The sequence below is a fragment of the uncultured Xanthomarina sp. genome (assembly GCF_963971605.1).
GTDB classification, from domain to species: domain Bacteria; phylum Bacteroidota; class Bacteroidia; order Flavobacteriales; family Flavobacteriaceae; genus Xanthomarina; species Xanthomarina gelatinilytica.
In genome coordinates, this window is the sequence record NZ_CAXATZ010000001.1 from 58,570 (window position 1) to 82,415 (window position 23,846).

At 34.8% G+C, this 23,846-nt stretch carries 25 protein-coding genes; 3 read left to right on the forward strand and 22 right to left on the reverse strand.

From position 1 onward, the window contains the following. The first annotated feature begins 4 nt into the window (after nucleotides 1-4). Entirely contained in the window at nucleotides 5-1,567 is a 1,563-nt protein-coding gene (locus tag AACY93_RS00290) for a hypothetical protein (protein WP_286853121.1), read from the forward strand. 32 nt (nucleotides 1,568-1,599) lie between these two features. Here AACY93_RS00290 and dprA read toward each other — a convergent pair whose 3' ends face one another. Beyond that, nucleotides 1,600-2,703, reverse strand: coding sequence for a DNA-processing protein DprA (gene dprA / locus AACY93_RS00295; protein ID WP_286853120.1), 1,104 nt, complete (start codon nucleotides 2,701-2,703; stop codon nucleotides 1,600-1,602). A gap of 104 nt (nucleotides 2,704-2,807) precedes the next feature. On the opposite strand from dprA, the gene AACY93_RS00300 reads away from it, so the two are divergent. Beyond that, complete coding sequence (locus AACY93_RS00300) at nucleotides 2,808-3,746, forward strand: SPOR domain-containing protein (RefSeq protein ID WP_007647374.1); 939 nt, start codon at nucleotides 2,808-2,810, stop codon at nucleotides 3,744-3,746. Nucleotides 3,747-3,996: 250 nt separating this feature from the next. Here AACY93_RS00300 and AACY93_RS00305 read toward each other — a convergent pair whose 3' ends face one another. After that, on the reverse strand, nucleotides 3,997-4,092 hold the full coding sequence (locus tag AACY93_RS00305; RefSeq protein WP_339610767.1) for a GIY-YIG nuclease family protein: 96 nt from the start codon (nucleotides 4,090-4,092) through the stop codon (nucleotides 3,997-3,999). A gap of 125 nt (nucleotides 4,093-4,217) precedes the next feature. Here AACY93_RS00305 and AACY93_RS00310 point away from each other — a divergent pair, with 125 nt between their 5' ends. After that, a complete protein-coding gene (locus AACY93_RS00310; RefSeq protein WP_007647372.1) occupies nucleotides 4,218-4,727 on the forward strand; it encodes an acyl-CoA thioesterase in 510 nt (169 codons plus the stop codon). 92 nt (nucleotides 4,728-4,819) lie between these two features. Here AACY93_RS00310 and AACY93_RS00315 read toward each other — a convergent pair whose 3' ends face one another. The 20 genes from AACY93_RS00315 to AACY93_RS00410 form a co-directional block, all read right to left on the reverse strand. After that, the gene (locus AACY93_RS00315) at nucleotides 4,820-5,320 is read right to left on the reverse strand and encodes a hypothetical protein (RefSeq protein WP_155949859.1); all 501 of its coding nucleotides are present in this window, start codon (nucleotides 5,318-5,320) and stop codon (nucleotides 4,820-4,822) included. Nucleotides 5,321-5,338: 18 nt separating this feature from the next. After that, nucleotides 5,339-6,661, reverse strand: coding sequence for a C10 family peptidase (locus AACY93_RS00320; RefSeq protein WP_286853119.1), 1,323 nt, complete (start codon nucleotides 6,659-6,661; stop codon nucleotides 5,339-5,341). Nucleotides 6,662-7,378: 717 nt separating this feature from the next. After that, nucleotides 7,379-8,608 (reverse strand): peptidoglycan DD-metalloendopeptidase family protein, encoded by a 1,230-nt coding sequence (locus AACY93_RS00325; RefSeq protein WP_286853118.1) that lies wholly within the window; start codon nucleotides 8,606-8,608, stop codon nucleotides 7,379-7,381. Next, nucleotides 8,608-9,387, reverse strand: a complete 780-nt coding sequence (locus tag AACY93_RS00330) for a DUF4292 domain-containing protein (RefSeq protein WP_286853117.1) — start codon at nucleotides 9,385-9,387, stop codon at nucleotides 8,608-8,610. The genes AACY93_RS00325 and AACY93_RS00330 overlap by 1 nt, the downstream gene beginning before the upstream one ends. Next, a complete protein-coding gene (locus AACY93_RS00335) occupies nucleotides 9,387-10,748 on the reverse strand; it encodes a tetratricopeptide repeat protein (protein ID WP_286853116.1) in 1,362 nt (453 codons plus the stop codon). The genes AACY93_RS00330 and AACY93_RS00335 overlap by 1 nt, the downstream gene beginning before the upstream one ends. Before the next feature lie 65 nt (nucleotides 10,749-10,813). Next, the gene (locus AACY93_RS00340) at nucleotides 10,814-11,833 is read right to left on the reverse strand and encodes a sugar phosphate nucleotidyltransferase (protein ID WP_286853115.1); all 1,020 of its coding nucleotides are present in this window, start codon (nucleotides 11,831-11,833) and stop codon (nucleotides 10,814-10,816) included. Nucleotides 11,834-11,941: 108 nt separating this feature from the next. After that, complete coding sequence (gene dut / locus AACY93_RS00345; protein WP_286853114.1) at nucleotides 11,942-12,376, reverse strand: dUTP diphosphatase; 435 nt, start codon at nucleotides 12,374-12,376, stop codon at nucleotides 11,942-11,944. Nucleotides 12,377-12,459: 83 nt separating this feature from the next. Then, on the reverse strand, nucleotides 12,460-13,923 hold the full coding sequence (locus tag AACY93_RS00350; RefSeq protein ID WP_007647356.1) for a polysaccharide biosynthesis C-terminal domain-containing protein: 1,464 nt from the start codon (nucleotides 13,921-13,923) through the stop codon (nucleotides 12,460-12,462). A 59-nt stretch (nucleotides 13,924-13,982) separates the two neighbouring features. Beyond that, complete coding sequence (locus AACY93_RS00355) at nucleotides 13,983-14,489, reverse strand: hypothetical protein (RefSeq protein WP_286853113.1); 507 nt, start codon at nucleotides 14,487-14,489, stop codon at nucleotides 13,983-13,985. A 146-nt stretch (nucleotides 14,490-14,635) separates the two neighbouring features. Then, complete coding sequence (gene atpG / locus AACY93_RS00360) at nucleotides 14,636-15,496, reverse strand: ATP synthase F1 subunit gamma (RefSeq protein ID WP_007647353.1); 861 nt, start codon at nucleotides 15,494-15,496, stop codon at nucleotides 14,636-14,638. A 29-nt stretch (nucleotides 15,497-15,525) separates the two neighbouring features. Then, nucleotides 15,526-15,870 carry a four helix bundle protein gene (locus AACY93_RS00365; protein WP_007647352.1) on the reverse strand — a complete coding sequence of 115 codons (345 nt, stop codon included), beginning with the start codon at nucleotides 15,868-15,870 and terminating at the stop codon, nucleotides 15,526-15,528. Nucleotides 15,871-15,900: 30 nt separating this feature from the next. Further along, nucleotides 15,901-17,481, reverse strand: coding sequence for a F0F1 ATP synthase subunit alpha (gene atpA, locus AACY93_RS00370; protein WP_007647351.1), 1,581 nt, complete (start codon nucleotides 17,479-17,481; stop codon nucleotides 15,901-15,903). Nucleotides 17,482-17,538: 57 nt separating this feature from the next. Further along, nucleotides 17,539-18,075, reverse strand: a complete 537-nt coding sequence (gene atpH, locus AACY93_RS00375) for an ATP synthase F1 subunit delta (RefSeq protein WP_286853112.1) — start codon at nucleotides 18,073-18,075, stop codon at nucleotides 17,539-17,541. A 6-nt stretch (nucleotides 18,076-18,081) separates the two neighbouring features. After that, a complete protein-coding gene (locus AACY93_RS00380) occupies nucleotides 18,082-18,576 on the reverse strand; it encodes a F0F1 ATP synthase subunit B (RefSeq protein ID WP_007647349.1) in 495 nt (164 codons plus the stop codon). Between the two features lie 174 nt (nucleotides 18,577-18,750). After that, nucleotides 18,751-18,957, reverse strand: a complete 207-nt coding sequence (atpE, locus tag AACY93_RS00385) for an ATP synthase F0 subunit C (protein WP_007647348.1) — start codon at nucleotides 18,955-18,957, stop codon at nucleotides 18,751-18,753. A gap of 20 nt (nucleotides 18,958-18,977) precedes the next feature. Then, nucleotides 18,978-20,063: a F0F1 ATP synthase subunit A gene (atpB, locus tag AACY93_RS00390; protein ID WP_007647347.1), complete on the reverse strand. Its 1,086-nt coding sequence runs from the start codon at nucleotides 20,061-20,063 to the stop codon at nucleotides 18,978-18,980. 112 nt (nucleotides 20,064-20,175) lie between these two features. Continuing rightward, the gene (locus AACY93_RS00395; RefSeq protein WP_007647345.1) at nucleotides 20,176-20,577 is read right to left on the reverse strand and encodes a hypothetical protein; all 402 of its coding nucleotides are present in this window, start codon (nucleotides 20,575-20,577) and stop codon (nucleotides 20,176-20,178) included. Then, the gene (locus tag AACY93_RS00400; RefSeq protein ID WP_286853111.1) at nucleotides 20,578-20,820 is read right to left on the reverse strand and encodes an AtpZ/AtpI family protein; all 243 of its coding nucleotides are present in this window, start codon (nucleotides 20,818-20,820) and stop codon (nucleotides 20,578-20,580) included. Beyond that, nucleotides 20,777-21,202 (reverse strand): polymer-forming cytoskeletal protein, encoded by a 426-nt coding sequence (locus tag AACY93_RS00405; RefSeq protein WP_286853110.1) that lies wholly within the window; start codon nucleotides 21,200-21,202, stop codon nucleotides 20,777-20,779. Before AACY93_RS00405 ends, AACY93_RS00400 begins: the two co-directional genes overlap by 44 nt. An 18-nt stretch (nucleotides 21,203-21,220) precedes the next feature. Further along, nucleotides 21,221-23,800 (reverse strand): hypothetical protein, encoded by a 2,580-nt coding sequence (locus tag AACY93_RS00410; RefSeq protein ID WP_286853109.1) that lies wholly within the window; start codon nucleotides 23,798-23,800, stop codon nucleotides 21,221-21,223. Between the last annotated feature and the right edge of the window lie 46 nt (nucleotides 23,801-23,846).

Genomic DNA, 23,846 nt, shown 5'->3' on the forward strand with positions numbered 1-23,846 from the left:
AACCATGAAGCGTATATTTTTTAGTTTATTTCTTATCGCATCTTGTATTGGTTTTGCCCAAGAAGGAAAATCATTCTCTTCCAATAAAAATTTCTATTTAAAAGGGAATTCCACCATCATTGGTAATAGTATAGTAAGTACAGATGCTGTTGAGCCATTTAATGACGATTCGGAAATCAATGATGTGCTTAAAATGGAATATATAGATGTAGATGATAATCCCTCCACATTTAGCTCCAGCCAAGCCAATTTGGAGCTTGCAGATAATGCTTCTTCTGTAAAATATGCTGCTTTGTATTGGAGTGCCGTTTATAAATACGACAAAGGTGTAAAACGGGTTATTAACTTTGAAGAAATGGTGTACCAAGGCAAAGACGAACGCTCCACCAACGTGAATTCCATTTTATTTCAACAACCTGGTGGAGATTACAAACCCATTGATGGTCGTGTTATTTTTGATAGTTACCATACCGATTTGTTTGAAGACACCAAACCTTACGTTTGCTATGCAGATGTTACCCATTTGCTACAAAATGCACCTGTAATAAATGGCACCTATTCGGTTGCAAACATTAAAGCTACTCAAGGCTATGTCTCTGGAGGAGTTGCTGGTGGTTGGTTATTGTATGTTATTTATGAAAACAAAGCAGAAACAGCCAAATATTTTACCAGCTACAATGGCTTTGTAGGTGTAGACAAAACAGCCACAGATATTCAATTTAAAAATTTTAAAACCAATGAAGTTGGCCATATTAAAACCTCGCTTTTAATTGGAGCACTGGAAGGTGACCAGAAATACAAAACAGATAATTGCTCCATTTTAGATGCCGAAAAAAAATCGTTTGTACTGCTATCCAACAAACAACGTCCAGGAAACAACTTTTTTAACAGCAAAATTACCCTAGAAGACGAGCCTTTCCTTGACCGAAATCCCAATAGCTCTAACACCTTGGGTTTTGATGTGTTAAAAATGGAAATCCCCAATAAGAACAATAGCATTCTTTCCAATAACTCTTCTGAAGCTACCATCAGGTTCAAAACCAAAGCCGATGGTTTTTATTTATTTTTTGTTGCTTTTGAAACCGAAATCAGTCCCATTTATTTGGAAGGGAAAAGCAACACAGAGACTTTAGTTGTTTTTGAAAATGAAGAACCAACTGAAGTGGTTGAGGATGAAATTGACAAAGAAAAAGCAACAAACAAAGAACCAAAACCGGAACAAGACCTTACAAAAGGTGTTGAAACAAAACAAATATCCACACCTAAACCAAGGAAAAAAAGTGGCTTGGAACGCATTGAAAGTTTAAAATCCATTCATATTCCTAATTTAGAAAAAGGTTATTATTTGGTAACCAATGTGTTTTCGGTTAAGGAGAATGCTGAAAATTGGATGAAAACGCTGGAAGCAAAAGGTCATACGCCAAAATCTTACATCAATCCCAAAAACAACTGGAACTATATTTATTTAGATACAGACGAAGATGCAAGTGCTATTTATCAAAAACAAAAAGAGCTTTCAAAACTGGATTATTTTCAGGATATCTGGATTCTTAAAATAAATTTTTAACCTGCATGGCTTCAAAAAAACTCTCAGGATATTTAGATAACTTCAAACAACTTTCCAGGCAAGGGCCTCACCACACCTTTTAATTCCAAATTCAATAAGATACTGGCAATTTTAAAAATGGGCATTTGGCATTCCAGTGCTATAACATCCAAGAGTTGTTTTTCGTTTTCCTTTAAATAGTTGTAAACCACCTTTTCTTCATCGTTTAGTTCCACAAAAAGTTGTTTTTGTACAGGTGCTTTTTTTTCCTCTTCCAACTCCCAATTCAACATATATGGAATGTCCAACGGATGGGACAGAACATGTGCTTTTTGGAATTTTATGAGATTGTTGCATCCCAAACTTTGGCTGTCTGTTACTCTACCAGGAACAGCAAACACATCTCTGTTATAGGAATTTGCAATATCGGCAGTGACCAAGCTACCACCTCTTTCAGCAGATTCTATCACAATGGTAGCTTCGCTTAAACCAGCAATCACCCGATTTCGTTTTAAAAAATTGTTTCTATCAAACGGATCACTGCTCCAAAAATCAGTAAAAAAACCACCATGTTTTTCAATCTCAGCCACATATTTTTTATGTGTTTTGGGGTAAATCTGGTTCAAGCCATGAGCCAAACAGCCTATGGTTTGCAGATGGTTGTTAACGGCTGCTTTTTGAGCTGTAATATCTGTACCATAAGCAAATCCAGATACAATAACCGGATTAAAAACAGCTAATTCCTCAATTAATTTATTGCAAAAAGCTATGCCGTAGGTTGTTATTTTTCTGGTGCCAACCACACTGATGATGCGTTGTTTCTTTAAATTGATGTTCCCAGCCTGAAAAAGTAAAATTGGGCTATCAATGCAGTGCTTTAGTTTTTCAGGATAATCTGCATCAGCAAAATATAAGGTCTTGATATTATTCTCCTGAATGTATTTTAACTCTTCTTCGGCTGCCAGAAAATGTTGCTTGTTAAACAAATCCTTAATCACCAAACTCCCAATGCCATCAATTTTAAGTAAGTTTTGTTTTTTTTCATTAAAAACAGCTTCCACAGAACCACAATGCGATATCAGCTTTTTAGCAGTAATATCGCCAATATTTGGAATGTGCTGCAAGGCTAAAATATGTAGCAACCTGTTTTGGTCCATCTTAGTTTTTTGATTATGAGACTACAAGTAAAGAATTTTTATCATGTTAATAAATAGTTAGGTCGAATTTTTGTTCGCTTTTAAATTTTGCTAACTTTGTTTTTATGCAATTAGAATCTTACATAAGCGACTTACTATATAGATATGAATGTGTTACGGTTCCTGAGTTTGGAGCATTTTTAACACAACGGGTTTCGGCTACCATTCACGAATCGACCAATGCCTTTTATCCTCCAAAAAAGAAACTTTCGTTCAATGAGCAAATTCAGGCAAACGATGGTATTTTAACCCATTATATTGCTGATGTGGAAAAGATTCCTTTTGAAGAAGCTTCGAAAAAAATTGAAAAGCGTGTCAAGTCCTTAAAATCTTATTTAACGCAAGGGGAAACCATTTCTTTTGAAAATATTGGCGACCTGACGCTTAACAATGAAGGGAAAATTATTTTTGAACCTTCATACCATTTAAACTATTTAACCGATGCGTTTGGTTTATCGCAATTTGTATCACCTTCTGTAAACAGGGAAGTTTACAAAGAAGCCGTTCAAGAGATTGAAAAAGTGGTTCCTATTGCAGTAACACCTGAAAAACGCAAGTCCAGAAGTTATTTAAAATATGCTGCTGTAGCAGTTGTAGCACTTACTTTAGGTGGTTTTGTAGCTTCCAATTACTATGTGAACAATATTAACACGCAAAACCAAATAGCTCAGGAAGAAGCCAACCAACAATTGGAGAGCAAAATCCAAGAAGCCACGTTTGTGATTGAAAACCCACTTCCTGCCGTAACCTTAAACGTAAAAAAACAAACTGGAAATTACCATATTATTGCTGGAGCCTTTAGAGTGGAAGAAAACAGCGACAAAAAATTGGAAGAACTAAAAGCTTTAGGCTATGATGCCAGAAAAATTGGCCAGAACAAATATGGTTTACACGAGGTGGTGTATGCCAGCTACGAAGACCGTTTGGAAGCTTTAAAGGCTTTGAGAGAGGTGAAGCGCAACCATAATCCTGCTGCTTGGTTGTTAGTTAAGGAATTGGATTAAGTTTCCTTTGTCATTCTGAGGGAGGAACGACCGAAGAATCTAAACTTTATCATTCAAAAACTCCCCATTCAGGATTAAATCCTGAAATTAAATTGTCTTTTTTTAATCTACGCTATCCTTTTATTTGCTTTTCTCTTTTTATTGCAACTTCAACATTAAAAAAATGATCATAATATATTAAATGATAGCATTTATATTTTGTTGTAAAAGCCTTTGAAAAAGGTAATGGATTAATATGGAAATATAATCCCTACTTCAAATTATTTGTAATACCAGTATATAAAACGGTCTTATTTAAATTTGTTACTATGTAAACATAGTAATTATGTGGTCCTAATGTCCTCATTTAATAAAAATAATAAATTTTATCAGATTCTTCATTTCGCTCTGAATAACAAAAATTTCACATTTCATAAGTCTAAAATTTAAAATGGACTTACCTTTGCATTTCTATTCAAAAAATGTCAAACCATGTCTATAAAAACGCCAGAGCAATCCAGAACCATCATGACAGACTTAGTGCTGCCAAGTGAAACCAACCCTTTAAATAATTTATTTGGTGGCGAATTACTTGCCAGAATGGATCGTGCAGCCAGTATTGCTGCCAGAAGACATAGCAGACGTATTGTGGTAACAGCTTCTGTAAACCATGTGGAATTTAATCGTGCTGTTCCTGTAGGCTCTGTTGTTACGGTTGAAGCTAAAGTATCGCGTGCTTTTAGAAGTTCCATGGAAATATATTTGGATGTGTGGATAGAAGACAGGGAATCTGGACAGAAAACCAAAGCCAACGAAGCTATTTATACCTTTGTTGCTGTGGATGAAACAGGACGACCTGTGGAAGTGCCAGAACTGACTCCTGAAACCGACTTGGAAAAAGAACGTTATAATGGTGCTTTAAGACGCAAGCAATTAAGTTTGGTACTTGCCGGGAAAATGAAACCTGCTGAGGCGACTGAGTTGAAGGCGTTGTTTGTTTAATAAAATACGGATTTAAAAACAATAAGGATATAGCAGAAAAGACCCAAACACTTGGCTTGGCACTTAACTGCTATTTTTTTACATATTTAGCTTTAGTTTTTTATGATTTCAGGCAATGTTTCAGGAATAATGTCTTCATCAAAAATTAGAACGTCATTATACCAAGCTTTGGTTAAGATTGTAAAATTATCGCCTGACTGAAAATTAGCCCTAATAGTATCTGTATCTGTTTCGCTCCACTCTATATAAGTAATGGCATTTTCAAGCTGAGAGCTATTTAGGCCAATAGCTATGCCGTAAAAATCTTCTCCAGTGTCTTCAGGCGAAATGATAGAAAAATTGCGAGGTGCATCCATATTTGGATTATATATTTCTTCAATTTCACCATTTCTTAAATAATAAATTTTAATATTCTCTGCTAAATAAGCGTTAGCGTTATTGGGGTTCAATAAATCAACTCCAGCAGGTGATGACACTTTGAATTCGACACTAGTTTCTAGATTATAATAACTTGGAGTATTATTGTTTTCATCATCTGAATTACATGATATAATTATTATTCCTAACAGAAATAAGACTATTGGATTTTTCATAATATTGTGTATTTAAGGTTATTTTTTTATACTGTAGATACATTTTCTATTGTATTGAAAATTTGGGTTTACTTCATTTTCATCAACTGTAATTGTTGTTCCATTATTATTTATTAAATTTTGATAAAACCATCCGTTACCTCCATAATTTGGACCCCAACCCCAATTCATATGCAACCATTCATAACGATTTTCTTGAGAGGTATATTCATACTGAGTCCCTTCGTTGTGGATATATACATCATACTGTTGTTTGTAACCATCACTAACCCAAGCATGGCCAATTGTATAAGTTATATCTGTATCTTCCCAGAACCACCAACCAGTTGTTTCGGTATCATAAGCATGATAGCCATCCATATAAACAGGACGATTGTACATTTTTATTTCTTGTTTTACAGTACTAAAATTATAAGCAGAATAATTCGCTGATGAAGAATAACCATAGTTATTAACTAAAGCATCTCTTGCATCAGTTGAATAAGCTTCAGATTCAAATTCTGAATATTGCATATTTACTTTAACCCCAATATCAGACATTAATGAAGCTACTTCTAAAGCTCCAGTACTCGTACTACTATAATAAGAATAATTAGGCATTATTGGCCAATTAAAAGTATTTGGCCATTCGTGATATCTCATTATTTGAGCCATGGCAACAGCAACACAACCCGTTGGCGCATTATTTGGTGTATAATAACTATATGGATACCCTTGCCTCCAAGTTGTTTGCATCAATGGGCCAATCTGTTGATTTTCTGTATGACTATATCTTACAGTATAGTTTGGACTGCCTCCGTTTCCTTCTAAATCACCAGGATATGGAAATCTGCCTTCTGATAGGTAATACCATTGATAATCTATTTCCTCAACAGACTTATCGAGACCTTCCAAAAGATCATTAAAAATAATGTTCTCGGCAATCCAGCTTTTTAGTCCATCGGGAGAAGTTTCATTAAATTCAAAAGTTCCTTTGTTTGAATGTGCTACGATGGGTACGTTCCTCAAGTTGGATGACACAAGTACAAATCCAGAGGGGTTAATATTGAATGAATAAATTGCAATTTTACCATCAAAATCCTTTATGGTTTTTTCGGAGTCTATGGAAATACTCTCAATGTCAACATCATAACTCCTGCTAAAAAAGGTAAGGGCCACGGTCTTGGCAACATCTTTATCAATTTCAATTGTGGTAGTACCTTTTTGACTTAAAGAAGCATTGCTCACATTAGAATCTGAAAAGGATTGGTCGCTTAAATCATTTTCATTACAGGATAAAAGCATTAAAGACGCGCTAATAAATAGGGCTAACAGACCGCTAAATAATTTGCTTTTTTTCATGATTTTGGTTTCAAATTAAAGATAATTTTTAAAATATCTCATAATTTCTAAAATTTTAAACCTGTATACAGTTTTTTACATGATAGGTTGGTTAAACTTAATGATTGGCTTTTAATTAAAGCCTTGAAGTTTTAAATGCCAACATATTTAAAAAAACTGACGCCAGTTTGTATCTAGATGGTGTTGCAAACAATTTTATAAAGACTTCCAACTTGATGCCGTTGTTTTTAACTGGGCTAACCTAAAAAAAAAAAAAAAAATGATTCCCACAAGATTTTGTGAGAAATTTATGCAGTTTATCGAAAAGTTGTTAAATGGTTACGGTTTTTCCGTAATTGGGTGGGTTTTTAAGGGACTGGTTGTCATTCTGAGGGAGGAACGACCGAAGAATCTCCAACCTTAAATCTTTATCTATTTTAATTAAGAGATCAGTTTCGCTGAAGCTTCAAATTCCTCACTACGTTCAAAATGACAAAAAATAAAATAGAGATTTTTCGTGTTGCTCAGAAATCGAAGATTCGACGAAGTCAATAACATGACCTTTTCCTTATAAGATCCTGACACACCTGTCTCCAGACAGGCAGGAGTTTGGGTTGACATAGAGATTCTTCGCTTCATATTATGCCGCTCAGAATGACAAATTACATATTATAGATCCATGATAAAATTTTCAAGATTACATCTTGTAAATCCCAACAAAAAGATTTCAAAATGTTATCACATCTTGTAAATCCAATCTGCTGGATTTTGAGTGGTGCTTTCCTTAAAAATGCTAAAGCTTAAAATGGTTTCTTTATTGGAAGGGTTGGTGAAAACCTGTCCAATTTCTTGTTTGGTAGTAACGTTATCGCCTTTTTTAACATACACTTTCGATAGGTTTTTATAAACTGTTACATAGTTACCATGTTGTATTAAAACAGATAGGTTTCCGTGTTTTATAGCTTGAACTGCCAGTACTTTTCCATTAAAAACAGCACGAATTGGCGCGTGTTCTTCTGTAGCAATACGCACACCATTACTCTGTATCATCACGGTTTTTACCACAGGATGTGGTTGTTTTCCATAACGTAATTTTACCACACCTTTTTCTACTGGCCACGGCAATTTTCCTTTACTGGACACAAAATTATCAGCAAGGATCTTGTCTTCTGGCGTTAAGGCAAAACCACTGGAAGCTGTCGTGGCTTTTCCAGCACTTTTATTGGAACTGGCAATGGCCTCGCGAATAATTTTTTCAATCTCTCTGTCAATTTTATCGGCTTCACGTTGTTTTTCCCTAATTTGAGAGGTGTAATTATTTAAATTTTTATTAATGGAAGCCATTAAGCTTTGCTGCTGCTTCAATTCGGCTTCCAGTTCCCTTTGTGCCACTCTGTTTTCATCAATAAGCTTTTGCTTATCTGCTTTTTGTCTTAACAGGTCTTTGTTGGTATCTTGTAATTGGGCCGTTTTAATTTTAATGGCTTCTCCTTGTTCTTTTTGATATTCGGCATATTGGTTAATATACTGAACCCGTTTATAGGCTTGCTGGAAATTACTGGAAGATAGCAAAAACATAATCCTGCTTTGCTCACTCTTGCTCTTGTAGGAGGTGACAATCATTTTGGCATAGTTGTCCTTTAAGATTTTCAACTCGTCCCGCAACTCGGTAATTTTCTTTTGGTTGGCGTTTATTTCCCTGGTCAACAAATTGGCTTGTTGGTTGGTGATTTTAATTAAGTTTTGACGCACACTTACCTTATAACTTAAATCTTCTATAAGGGAGGTTTGCGACTTTTTCTGGGATTGGTTCTTAAAAAGCAAATCGTTTATTTGTTTGATTTCCCTTCTAAGTTCCTGGCGACGTTCTTCTAGCTCTTGTTGCTTTTTACTTTGAGAAAAACTTGCTATGCTACTTAAGGTAAAAACCAGTAGAAATACGAATTTATAAATGCTTTTGTACCTCATTACTTTAAGACTATTTCTTTGAATCCTGAAGGTATGCTAAAAGGATATCTTAAATCTTGGTTCAAAGATACAGATTTGAACGCCATTTCTATAACAGTTTCTTGTTCCTTTTCCAAGGCAATTATCTTCATGTTTTCCGGCAAGGTTTCCTTAGCAACTTCCTGAAAATTCAAATAATCTATTTGAAGGAATCTCGATTCTAGCGTTTGCGCCAATTGTTGTGAGTCTATTTTAAAATGCGATGGATTGACTATGTAAAACAACTCGAAGAGTGCCACTGGTTCTTTAGGTTGAAACAGGTATTTGTTATTGTTAACAGACATGTTATAATCTGTTTTGTTTAAAGGATACAAAGGGATTCCCAGCAATAAATTCTGCACTTTTTGAAAGTCCAGTTCTGTACCAAGAAGCTCGCTTAAAAATTTAAAATCGCCATCAAAATACGTGTTGTCCAACTTGTTGTAATAACTTACTTTTTCCGGAGTTATTTTTACCCGAATGATATTGAACGACGAACTGATCCAAATAATTTGGTCTTTCAGCATTCTAAAAGAAACCGTATGTGTTTGCGAATCGTTTCCTTGCGAATAGGAAATTCTAACTTTGGCCTGAAGTGTTTTAAAATCTGGGACTGTTTTAGAGTTTTCCTTGATGACTTCTTTTGAAGATAATTTTAAATTTACAGATCCATCTGAAACCTTTTTAGTGGATTTACATCCAAAAAAAACAAGTAACAAACATCCAATAAGAATAAATTTTTTTAACAAGGCTTTGGTCATTAATTTGTGGATTCTAATTGTTTTGCTTTATCACTAAACGTTTTTGCTTTTACTGTATTGTTTAATGAGGTGTGTGACAAACCAAGCTGTTTGTAAAAATCGGCTTCCATTTTGGGGTCGTCTATAATGTAATCCAACCCTGTTTCAAGAGATTCAATAGCTTCTTCTGCACGATTTAATTTGTTTAAAGCCACGCCATTTACCAAATACAATAAAGGTTGCGAAGGAAATTTCAATAAAGCTGTTTTACTTTTACTGGCAGCCTCTTGGTAATGCCCTAAATCAATATCCAAAAGCAGTACATTTTTTAAAACGGTAAAATTGTCGGCATCCATTTTTAAGGCTTCGTTAAAATGCGTTAAGGCCTTGGCTTTGTCTCCTTTGGTTAAATAGTATTGTGCCAATTCTATTTGACTTTTTTCGTTGGTATCTTCCAGGGCAAAGCTAGTGGCTTCAACCAGGTCCTGCTCGTACTCGGGATTTTGACCAACAAATTTTACAAAATCCGATAAAACCATGATTTTAGCATCTGGATTTATTTGTGTGCTTTGAAGCACAATTTTCATGGATGCAATGGCTTTTTCTGGGTCGTTTTCTTCTAAATAAAACTTATACAATGCCAAATGTACCAACTGGGAATTTGGTTTTATTTCCAAGAGTTTTTTTGCTGTTTCAAATGCTTTTTCCTTGTCGTTGTTTTCACTATATCTATAAATCAGCGCCAAATAGTTGGACTCTTCATCTGGATGGTTTTCTACACGTTCTTCCAAATTTTCTATTTGGTCTTTTTTACGTCCTGTAGCAGCATAAATTTGATTACGCATTAAATCCCTTGAAGGTGTGATACCTTGTTCTTTGTCCAATTCGTCTAAAATTTTCAAAGCATCGTTGTAATCTTTGTTTTTAAAATACAACATGGCCAAATCTTCCTTGTAATCTGGATGGTATTTTACCAGTTGTTTTACGGTTTTAATGGCTTTATCATAATCGTTTTGTTGCGCATAAACATCGTAAAGCTCATCCAGGTACCATTCGTTGTCCGGTTGTTCTTTAATGGCTTTTTTTAAAGCATCTTCGGCTTCGCCAAAGTTTTTCAATAGGTTGTAGTTTTTGCCTAGTTCGTAATAAAAAACCGATTGTGATTTATCTATTTCTATACATTGTAAAAGGGCAGTAACAGCGCGATCGTAATTTTCAATGGCTTTCTGTTTTAAGGCTTCAAAAAACAATTCTTGGGTTTTGTCTTCTACATTTCCTAAATCGTCGTCTGGAGTTTTGTTAAAATCCACTTGCGCATGGTTTATCTGTGGAAAGAAAATCATTCCGAAGAAAAAGATGAGGATGTAGATTTTTTGTTTCATATTATAAGAGATGCTTTACTTCAAATTTGCTCTGTGCAAGCTAGCTCAGCATGACAATTTAATAGTTATTCCAAAACTGAATAATCGCCAATACTGATTTTTGTAAAATGACCATCGTAACTTACATGGTTTCCAATCATGGCGTCGTCTAAATTAGCGTTTTTAATAGTAGTATGGGCTTGTATTAAGCTATTTTTAACGGTTGAAGCCTCTATCTTACAATTATTGCCAATGGAAACATAAGGTCCAATGGTGGCATTGTTTAAAACAACATGTTCGCCAATAAAACAAGGCTCTATAATAGTTGAATTGTTATTGGTAACAGTTGCTGCTATAAGATTCTCGTTACCGTCTGCATGTAAAAATCCCAACATTCTGGCATTGGTTTCAATGGTAACTGGTTTATTGCCACAATCCATCCATTCATCAACCGTTCCTGTTTTAAAAACGTTTCCGTTTGCCATCATGCCTTTAATACCATCGTTTATCTGATATTCGCCTCCATTTTTAATATTATTGTCCAAGACCTTTTGTAATTCATTTTTAAGCACAGCCACATCTTTAAAGTAATAAATACCAATTACTGCCAAATCGCTCACAAAGGTTTTAGGTTTTTCAACCAATTCTATAATTTCATTCTTATCGTTTAATTTAACCACGCCAAAAGCTTCTGGTTTATCAACTTGTTTGGTCCAAATAACGGCATCTGCTTCTGTATCCAAATCAAAATTGGCCCTAATCAAGGTATCAGCATAGGCAATAACAGCTGGTCCAGACAGTGAGGGCTTAGCACACATAATGGCGTGCCCTGTCCCCAAGGGTTGGTCTTGACGATAAATACTGGCTTTGGCATTTAAGCTTTTTGCTAAATCCTGTAGGCTGGAAACCACATCGTCTCCAAACCAAGCTGGATCGCCTAGAACGAAGGCAATTTCTTCTATAGGTTGGTTTAACACCTTTACAATATCTTTTACCAATCTGTGAACAATGGGTTGTCCTGCCACTGGAATCAATGGTTTTGGAACTGTTAAACTATGTGGACGAAGACGAGAACCTCGCCCTGCCATGGGTACTATTATTTTCATTAAAAAAGTAATTTTTTCATTTCCTTGGAGACGGAAATCTGTTTTTTATTATTTGTTATATCCCTTCAAGGTTTTTTAGTCTTAAAGGACATTTATTTGACAAGCATTTTATTTGGTTCCTGTACTTCCAAAACCACCTTCACCTCTTGAGGTTTCAGAAAGGGTTTCCACTTGCATCCATTCAGCGCGTTCGTGTTTTGCAATTACCAATTGTGCTATACGTTCGCCATTTTCAATGGTAAAATCTTCGTTTGAAAGGTTCACAAGAATCACACCAATCTCTCCTCTATAATCTGCATCCACTGTTCCAGGAGCATTTAAAACGGTAACCCCCTTTTTTGCAGCCAAGCCACTTCTAGGACGCACTTGGGCTTCTATACCAACTGGTAGTTCTATAAACAATCCCGTTTTAACAACAGTCCTTTCTAAAGGTTTTAGGGTTATAGGTTCTGTTATGTTTGCTCTTAAATCCATACCTGCAGACGCTATGGTTTCATAATGTGGTAAGGCATGATTGGATTTGTTGATGATTTTTATGTTCATAAAAATGTATTTTTTTTAATCCTTTGGTACTGTAGGTTTATCATTAAAATCATAAAAAGACCTTATTTTAAAAGGTACTTACATTATGATTGTTTTAAAAGTTTTCTTAAATCGTTTTTTTCAAGCTGAAAAACAAGACCTAAAAATACAATTAATGCTGAAATTCCAACAACATAATTCCCTCTAAATCCGTAAAAAGTTATGGCAGAAAGACCTATGGACAACAATAAATACACTGAAATCTTTTTTAGGTTATAAGGAATGGGATAGTATTTTTTTCCGAAATAATAAGATATCATCATCATGGAAGCATATGCTGCCAATGTTGCCAAGGCAGAGCCTACATAACTTATTTTTGGGATTAACCAAATATTCAACAGCAGTGTTAAAAATGCCCCAAACACTGAAATATAAGCGCCAAATTTGGTTCTGTCTGTTATTTTGTACCAAACAGATAAATTATGATAAATCCCCAAACACAGGTTGGCCAATAAAATTATTGGTACAATAAGCATGGCTTGCCAATAGGCTTCGTCTCCAATAAGAATCACTTTTAAAACATCGGCAAAAACCACCACACCCAACAAAATAACCGAACCAAAAATAACAAAGTATTCCAGGATCCTAGCATAGTTTTTTTTAGGGTTTTCAGTATTTGCATGGCTAAAAAAGAAAGGTTCCACACCCAGCTTATACGCAGTAACAAAGAGTGTCATGAACATGCCCAATTTATAACATGCAGAATACATACCTATTTCGGTTTTTGCTATGTTTTCCGGCAAGAGTTTGTCTAGTAGGATTCTATCGAACGTTTCGTTTATGGAAAAGGCCACACCAGCAATTAGCACTGGAAAGGCATAACGTATCATCTGTTTCCAAAGGTTTGTATTGAAGGTATAGGTGATTTTAAAATAAAATGGCAGCATAATCAACAACGTTACAGCACTTGCCACCAAATTGGCTATAAATATATAGTTGATTTCAAAATTAGGTCTGTAAATACTTGCCAATAATGAAGATTCTGTGGCCAAATCCTTTAACCACAACAGTAAAAAAAGGTTTAACCCTAGATTGATGGCTACATTTAAAATTTTAATAAAGGCGTATTTTATTGGTTTTCCATTGGCTCTTAACCAGGCAAAAGGAATAATTACCAAGGCATCCAATAATAAAATCCAAATCACCAGATTAATATATTCGGCTTTTATATCAATGACATTCGCTATTTGATTTTGAAAAGCTAAAGCAAGTACAAAGAATAGAACTGAAGAAACAATTAAAGAAATGGAAGAGGTTCCAACAACTTTAGCTTTGTTGTCTTCTTTATGAAAAAACCTAAAAAAGGCTGTTTCCATACCATAAGCCAAAATCACATTAAACAGTACAAAATAAGAATAGATCAAAGAGACATCTCCATAATCTGCAACCGACTTTAAAACACTTTCATCGGTATGTAAACGCACCAATAAAAAACTTAACATTCTTGGCAGCACAGTTGCTAAGCCATAAATAAAAGTTTGTTTGAATAGGGATTTTAAAGTACTCAAGAGGTCGTTTTTATGCTGCTAAATATACAGTTTTATTGAACGCTATACAACGAATTAAATTAAGGCTGTTTTGGAGGTGCAGAAGGATACTCTTCCTTAGGTTTTTCTACAAGGTTTTCTACTTTATAGTATTTGGTTGTATGGTTTTCAATGTAACTTATAACACATTCATCAAGTTCCAATTTAAAAGGGAAATCGGGATCTTTTAAGGGTGTTTTGTTTCCAAATTCATCTGGACCTTCATGGCTCATGATAAGGTCTTCCCTTAGATTGATTTCCGTTTTAATTTGTGCTGTATAAGCTATTTTGCCTATCTCGATTTTAGCTTTATAACCTCTAAAATATATAGAATCGAAAGTCACGTTGTTTTTATTGGAAGTGACGTGAATCAACATATGATAACCCGAGCCTCCTCCTTGAACACCAGCAATCCATTTTTGAAAACTTACCTCTCCCAGGTTAAATGAAGGTTTTTTCTGAAGTTTTTGGGCACTGGAACAGTGTGAAAAACTGATGAAGATGAACACAATTGAAATTAGTCCCATAAACTGCTTTGATGCTGTCATTGCTTTTGTTTCTTTTTATAAAGATACTAAATCAAATTCTGTTCCATAAAAAAACCTCACTTATAAGGTGAGGTTTTTTTTATTATAATCCTTTTATTGCTTACCTGTTCTGATTACAGGTGCTCAGGACAAGATTTTAAAATATACTAGTTGTTCAATGCTTCGGCACCACCAACAATCTCAAGGATTTCGTTGGTAATAGCTGCTTGACGAGCTTTGTTATAAGTTAACTTTAACTGATCCCTTAACTCGGTTGCATTGTCTGTTGCTTTGTGCATGGCTGTCATACGAGCACCATGTTCTGAAGCAAAAGAATCTCTTACGCCTTTATATAACTGAGTTTTTAAGGATTTAGGGATTAACTGTTCTACGATTTCAATTTTTGATGGTTCAAAAATATAATCCAAGTTTACATTTGCATCTTTTTCCACTGGAACAATTGGTAAAAATTGTTCTGTCATCACTTCTTGGGTTGCGGCATTTTTAAACTTATTGTAAACAATTACAATTTTATCAAAATCGCCAGCAACAAACTTATCCATAAGCATTTGCGCAATATCAGCTACATTGTCAAATGTCAAATCATCAAAAATAGCACTTTTATTGGCAATTACTTTATTGGTTTTTTTAAAAGCATCGTTTGCTTTTTTTCCAATTGCTAGATAAGACACCTCTTTATTGGCATAAGTAACTTTAGATAGTTTATTGACTTCTTTAATGATGTTGGAGTTAAAAGCACCACACAAACCTCTATTGGAAGTAATAGCAACAATAAGGACATTTTTAACTTCTCTTTGATCTGAAAATTTACTTCCAGAATCTGCATCTAAAGTAGCACTTAAACTTTGTAAAAGTTCCGTTAACTTATCTGCATAAGGACGCATTGCTGTAATAGCATCTTGAGCTTTCTTTAACTTTGCAGCCGATACCATTTTCATGGCACTGGTAATCTGCATGGTTGAAGATACCGATGATATTCTGTTACGTATTTCTTTTAGATTTGCCATTTTTCAAATTATGAATTATGAATTATGAATTATGAATTCTTAATAATTGATACCAAAAGTCTAATAAGCACTTCACAATCTTCTCTTAACTTTTGTGGAACTTCATAAATTTTAGTTTCTTCAATTACATCCAACCAAAACGAAGTTTCATCAGCTTCTTTAAGAGCAATTCCTAATTTATTTTTAAAATCTTTTGTACTAACGCCTCTTTGAGATTCTCTCACATTGGCACCAACACTAGTGCCAGATTTTAGTAATTGATTTGCTATTTCAAAAAAGCGCTTTTGTTTAAGTTCTTCAGCATAAATAACAATATCACAAGCAAAATAAAAACTTTTATCTACTATGGCATTGCCACTTTCCTTAAAACTCATAATTCTGAATTCTTAATCCTAAATTCGGAATTAGCTTTTATATTTTCCTGATAAGTCTTTTGCTACAGCCATTAATGTATCTGTAACTTCATCAGTTAATTTACCAGCTTTTAAAGTAGCCAAAACATCTGCATGTTTCGCTTTTAAGAACTCTAAATAATCTCTTTCAAACTCTTTTACCTTTTCAACAGGGACATCTTTTAATAAGTTTTTAGAACCTGCATAGATAATTGCAACTTGGTCTTCCACTTTAAAAGGATCGTTTTGTGCTTGTTTTAATATTTCCACGTTACGTTTTCCTTTGTTGATAACGTTTAAGGTTACAGCATCCAAATCTGATCCAAATTTCGCGAATGCTTCTAATTCACGGAACTGTGCTTGATCCAGTTTTAAGGTACCAGATACTTTTTTCATGGATTTAATTTGTGCATTACCACCAACACGGGATACAGAGATACCTACGTTAATTGCTGGACGTACACCTGAGTTGAATAAATCTCCATCCAAGAAAATCTGTCCATCTGTAATGGAAATTACGTTGGTTGGGATATATGCTGAAACGTCTCCTGCTTGTGTTTCAATAATTGGTAAAGCTGTTAAAGAACCACCACCTTTAACCATTGGTTTTAAGGTTTCTGGTAAATCGTTCATTTCTTTAGCAATTTCATCGTTATTGATGATTTTTGCAGAGCGCTCCAATAACCTAGAGTGTAAGTAGAAAACGTCTCCAGGATATGCCTCACGTCCTGGTGGACGACGTAATAATAAAGATACCTCACGGTAAGCAACAGCTTGTTTTGATAAATCATCAAACACAATTAAAGCTGGTCTTCCAGTATCTCTAAAATATTCTCCAATTGATGCTCCCGTCATAGGTGCATATACTTGCATTGCAGCAGGATCTGATGCATTTGCGGCAACTATGGTTGTATAAGCCAAAGCACCTTTTTCTTCTAAGGTTTTAGCAATATTTGCCACAGTGGAAGCTTTTTGACCAACAGCTACATATATACAATATACAGGGTTTCCTGCATCATAAAATTCTTTTTGATTTAAGATAGCGTCAATACAAACAGTAGTTTTACCAGTCTGTCTATCACCAATTACCAACTCACGTTGTCCTCTACCAACTGGAATCATGGCATCAATAGCTTTAATTCCTGTTTGTAATGGCTCTGTTACTGGCTCTCTAAAGATAACACCAGGCGCTTTACGCTCTAAAGGCATTTCAAAAGTGTCTCCAGAGATTGGTCCTTTTCCATCAATTGGGTTACCCAAAGTATCAACCACACGTCCAACAATGCCTTCTCCTACTTTTACAGAGGCGATACGTGAAGTACGTTTTACAGTAGATCCTTCTTTAACTCCAATTGAAGTTCCTAATAGTACAATACCTACGTTGTCTTCTTCTAGGTTAAGTACAATACCTTCTGCACCACCTTCAAATTCTACTAACTCACCATATTGTGCATTAGCTAATCCGTAAGCACGTACAATACCATCTCCTACAGTTAATACAGTTCCAACCTCATCTAAAGTTGCACCTGCTTCAAAACCTGAAAGTTGTTGTTTTAAGATTGCTGATATTTCAGCTGGTTTTACTTCTGCCATTTTTATTTAGATATTAGACGTTAGATACTAGACGTTAGACGCCTATTTCCACGTTTTTTAATTTAATGTAAATTCTCTTTTTAACTTATTTAATTTGTTTGCAATACTTGCGTTGTATTGTATGTCTCCAACACGAAGAATAAAACCTCCTAAAATGCTTTCGTCTATCGTGCTTTTAATTTCAACATCTTTACCTGTAAGCTCTTTTACTTTTGCCAACACCTTTGTTCTTAAAGCGTCTGTTAAAGGAACGGCTGTAGTAACTTGAGCTGTTTGAGTTCCAGTTAATTCATCATACAAAAGGTTGTATTTTAAAGCAACCTGTTCTAAAAGTGGCAATCTTTTGTTTGTGATTAATGTATCAATTAAGTTTCTGGTTATCTCATTGGCGTTTTTAAAAACATCCAATAACACTGCTTTTTTAACTGAAGAACTCACAACAGGACTTTGAAGCATGCTGTTTAAGTCTGAACTTTCTGCAATAGTTTTAGCTATTAGCTTCATATCGTTATTTACAACCTCTGTTGTATTTTTATCTGATGCTAAACTTAAAACTGCCTTTGCGTAACGTATTGCTGCTCTTGCTCCTGCCATTATAATTTAATTTAATTTTGCTTCACCTAACATAGACTCTACCAATTCCAATTGTTTGTCTTTGTTGGATAATTCTGCACGTACTACTTTTTCAGCTATATCAATTGATAAGTCTGCAACGTGTTTTTTAAGTTCTGCCATGGCAGCTTTCTTTTCGCTTTCTATAGCAGCTTGTGCTTGTTCTATAATTTTATCTGCTTGAGCTTGGGCTTCACCTTTGGCATCATCAATCATTTTAATTTTAATATCGCGCGCTTCTTTAAGTAACGCTTCGCGTTCTGCTCTAGCCTCTTTTAAGATACGCTCATTATCTGCATGTAGGTTTTCCATCTCTTTACGAGCATTTTCTGCAGATGCCAATGCTTTTTTAATACCTTCTTCTCTATCGCTTACAGCTCCAAGAATAGGCTTCCAAGCAAACTTTTTTAAGATAATAAGCAAAAACAAAAATGTAATTACTGTCCAAAATACAAGTCCTAAACCTGGTGTAATTAAATCCATTTCTTAATTTATTTAGTTTTATAATCCCACAAGTGGGCTAATTGTATGAGGCTTGCCTCAAATTTAAAATTATTTCCTATGTTGAAACCTTAGGTTTTACATCGAAAGGTTTTCTTGAACTTTAATTAAAATACAGAGGCAACCAACCGTTACCTCTGTACTTTGTAATCATAATTAAACGATTAATGCAGCAACAACACCAAATAGTGCTACTGCTTCTACGAAAGCGGCTAAAATAAGCGCTGAAGTTTGGATTTTTCCTTGGATTTCCGGTTGACGTGCCATGGCATCCATAGCAGAACCACCGATTCTTCCAATTCCCATTCCAGCTCCAATTGCTGCTAAACCAGCTCCGATTGCTGCGATTCCTGTAATAGTCATAGTTATAAAATTTAAATTAATTAATGATGTGCTTCTTCAGTTGCCATACCAATATACAAGGCAGACAACACTGTAAATATATATGCTTGAATTGCAGTTACTACAATTTCTATCAATCCAATAAATAATGAGAACGCTACTGAAACAGGTGCTACTGCAATGGTCTCGAAAATAAATATTAAGGACATTAAAGCTAAAATAATAATATGTCCTGCTGTGATGTTTGCAAACAAACGAATCATTAACGAGATTGGTTTTACAAACATCCCTACAATTTCTATAGGCATTAAGAAAATTTTCATAGGCACAGGAACGCCTGGCATCCAGAAAATATGTTTCCAATAATTTTTGTTCCCACTAAAAGTGGTTACCAAGAAGGTAAATACTGCCAAGGTTAAAGTAAAGGCAATGTTACCACTTACGTTTGCTCCATTAATAATTGGAATCAACCCAAAAATATTATTGATCCATATAAAGAAAAATATGGTCAATAAATACGGCATGTATTTTTTGTATTTGTGGTCTCCTATCATTGGTTTTGCTATCTCATCACGAACAAAAACAATTAAAGGCTCCATGAAACCAGCAATTCCCGTTGGGATTTTATGGTCTGATTTTTTGTAAACTCTAGCTGTGGAAATAAAAACAAGCAACAGAACAATTACCGAAACCCACATCATAAAGACATTTCTTGTAATGGACAAATCTGTTGGCAAACTAGCGTTTGTAGGATGATGCTCGTCATCAAAAGCCAATTCTTGGACATTAGGCTCCAATTGGTAAATTTTTTCATGATACTTTACAAATCTCATCCCATCTTTTTCTACGATATGGGAACCTGAATCGTCATGGTGAAATTCACTGGACATAAAAGTAACCAAGCCTTGGTCTGTCCATAAAATAATTGGTAAAGCAATAGAAATAGGCTTTCCATTCCAATCAACAATATGAAACTCATGGGCATCCTTTACGTGATGCATGATCATCTCTTTGGCATTGAACTCTTTATCGTTCTCGTTCTCTGGGCTTTCTGATGCATATCCAACAAATGAAATTGCTATAAACAATGCAGAAAATAATACGTTTTTAAAGGTGTTTAATGTCATTCTATATTGATTAAAAATACCTTGCTTTAAATTCCGTGCAAATGTACGTACATTATATTAATTGTCAAACACTTTTTTAATGATTATTTAAAGCTCTGTTTTTGAGAGAGTTTTAAGGCTTTTTTTGAAGGAAACTTGTTAAGGAATACACTTCAAAAAACAAGTAAAGAAAGTAAGGTATAAAAAAGTTGAAGACTTCTGGTTGCTTGTTATCAGAATCCGACAGTAAAACTGGCAACAAAAAAACTATGGACAAAATCATTTTTAAAAAGGTGAAGCCCATAAACAGATTGAAAATCTCGGTTTTTCCTCTGGAGTATTGATAATTAATAACCGAATACAATAAGGTGGTTACTGCAAAATGAAAAACATATATTTGCCAAATTGGAATAATAAAATTGGTGTTTTCAGCAAAATGGGATAACAAATAACTGTGGATTCCCAACAGGATTAAGGTTACTGCTACATTTTGAAGTAAAAACGAAAGCTGTCTGGATTTAAAATCTGGATTCATTTAATTGTTTTCTTTTGAGATTGCAATAATACGTCTTATTACAAAAACAATAGCAAAAATTACAAACACTAAAGACAAAATAATAGTGTACATGTTGTGTTTGTTTGGAAACGCATCGTCTAGTTTCACACCAATAAAAGCTCCTATGCCAATTATGGCAAACATTTGAAACGCGATGCTGGAATAGCGCGCATAGGTGTTAAGCTGTTTCTTGTCCGGGCCTTGATGGTTCTTTGCGCTCATTTTTTGAGTGAATCTCTTTTACGGCACCTTTCATAGTGCAGGTTACATTAAATGTGGCGCCTGGCTCTACTTCCAGTTTCCCTAAAACCACTTCTCCTTCTACATGTGCCGAAGATTTTAGAGTAAGTGTTCCAGATAAATTTAATTTACCAGAAAATTTACCTTCAAAATGAGCATCTGTACCATTTAGGGTTCCTTTAATCATTCCAGACTTTCCCACAACCACTTTTCCTGGTGTTTTTAAATTTCCTTCTATGGTGCCATCAATTCTTAAATCGCCTTCACTTATTAAATCACCAACTATTTTAGTGCCATTGGAAATAATATTCTGACTTGAAATGAGCTCTGCGTTTTGTCTGTCTTTTTTGCTGTCGGAAAACATAATAGGTGTTGTTTGGGGTTATTGTAAATTTAAATATTCATCGAAATTTTTATGAATTTGTATGATTCTATAATTGGCTGAAGATACGGAAAAGAAATCTTGTGTAATTTTATCCTTTTTCTTCTCTTGTAACGATAGCGCATAGCCTGTGGCTCCTTCTTTACTCTTTAATCCATGGACAATAACAAATGTTGTTGTAGGATTATATACATCTACGGAAAGGGATAGGTCGTACACATTAACCTTGTCTATTTCTGTTTGTAGTTTCTTTTTAAACGCTTCAATGTCTTTATTTGAAGCATTTGTGAAATAGTAAACTATTTTAAAGTTTTTATCTGTTTCGCTATCAACAAAATCTTTACTGGCCAATTTTGGCAAAACAGTGTCTATAATCTCTTGAGCCCTAACGCCTTCTGGAGTGTTGGCATAATTTAAAGCCACATAATTTAAGGCATTACTATAAGATTCAAATCCTTGCAGTCTGCCAATGGCAGTGGCTTTCAACAATTCAAATTTGGGTACCATTGGGTCGCCTTCAAAAGAAGTTGCATAACTTTCGGCTTCTTTTATAACTTGGCTGTATTCTTGGTTTTCCAATTTGCTGTACAGGCTCTGGTATATGCTTTCTGGACTGTTTTCATCTTTAGCTGCCAAAGATTCTGGATTTTTTAAGATTGCTGCATATCTAGAATCTGGATAATTTGAAATAATATCGTTTTTGGTTATTTGGGCTTCATCATTTTCACCTAAAAGGGTGTAAATTTTATACAAATTGTATTTGGATGGCAGTACCAACTTTTGTTCTGGCTCCATGCTTAACAGGTCTAGAAACCTCTCTTTGGAAAGCTCATATTCCTTAAATTTTTCTTTGTAGATTACTGCTAATTGGTAATATGCAAAGTTTCTTTCTTTTACAATACTATCTATGGCTTTTTGATCTGTTGGAATTTGACTTATATAGTATTCTGGTTTAAAAAGCTCATTCTCGGCAAGTACTGCACTTTTAGCATCTTTGGCCGATACATTGATGTTGGTTTTACTTTTTGTAGACCATCTCCAGTTGTCTTCCAACGGTCTATCTCCCCATTTTTTTAGGAAATCGTTTTTACCATAAGCTACAGTTGTAGGATTGTAGAAATAAAAACTGGAACCTGGTGGTGTGTTGGGACCTCTTGACAGGCTTTTACTTGAATCTCTGGAAGCAAACCCGTTTTTATTGTTATCCATTGAAGCAAAATCCTGGTTTCTGTTTGCTGCTTCTTGTTCTAGTTCTTTTCTTTCTAATTCTTCTTGGGCTTTCACTTTTAGTTTTTCGGTGTAATCTTGAAAAAAAGCCAATTGTTCATCTTTAGAGAGCGTTGTAAGGCTTATGATGCTGTCGTTGGCAAATGCAATGTCTTCGTAATAAATAACATCGTCCAGATTATCTCTTTTCCGTTTCATGATACGATAGGGTTTTGTATCTTTTTTCATGTTAAGCATGGTACTATCGTAATAAGCTCCTGCAATTTTATATTCGGTGTAATCGAAGAAGTAATCCCCTAAAATTTCATAATTAATGGCTTTTAACCTTTTATCGTTTGTGATGGCCCTTAATGACCTGTTATAATATTCCACAGCCAAGGAATCTTGACCACTTCTGGCGTGAAAATTCCCTATTTGATGATATATTTTATCCAAATAAGGTCTGTTTTCCCTATTTTCTTCAATATCTGTAAGGGTTTCTGCTAGTTGTACCTTGTCTCCCGTTTCATGATCGAAATTATTGGCTTTTTCAAGTTGTGCAGCAATAAAATAGATGCGAGGTGTTTTTCGGTTTAGTTTAATTACCTTATCAAAAGCCATGTTGGCACTGTCTTTATAACCCAATTTGTTATAAAGCTGTCCTTGAATATATCTATAGCGTCCACGTTCATCATTGCTTTTGGTATTTAAACTAGCAACATTCAATTGGGTAGCAGCACTATCCAGTGCTTGGATATTGATATATGCTTGAGCCAAGGTAGAAGTAGCATCTGCTAAATCTTGGTCTTTAAGTGTTTCTTGTTTTAAAAGGCGCTTTAAGTTTTCTATAGCCACTTCTTCGTTTTCCAACCGTAGGTTGGTTTTTTCTCGCCATATTTTTGCCTGATTGATTTTATCGCTAGCTGGATACTTGTAAAGGATGTAATTAAAAGCTTCTAGAGCAGGCACAAACCTTTGGTCAAAATACCTAGCTTTTCCCAATAGCAGATAGGCTTCGTCCATTTGAGGGTTTACCTCTTTCCCCTGAATGTTCATACTATGCATTTGAATGGCCTTAACGGCTTTTTCTTCAGCCCTGGAAAAACGCTCATTTTCATTTTGCCCTGGAAGTGTGATCTCTTCTGAGACCTGCATACGTTCTATTGGTAAAATATCCCAGTAATTGTCTTCGTAAGTGGCATTAAGCTCTTGCCTGCCTTCCTCTAAAGCTATGTAACCATTGTACAAGGTGTTGTCTTTAGCTGCGAGTGCATGGTAGTTTCGGCTTAAAAAAGTGTCTTTCTTTCTAGAGCAACTTACTATTAAAAGCGTGATACAAAACAGAAATGATATAATTCTAAAAGATGTGCGCAACGTTGATTGTATTTGGTTTTAGATTAAACTAAATTAAGCTACATTT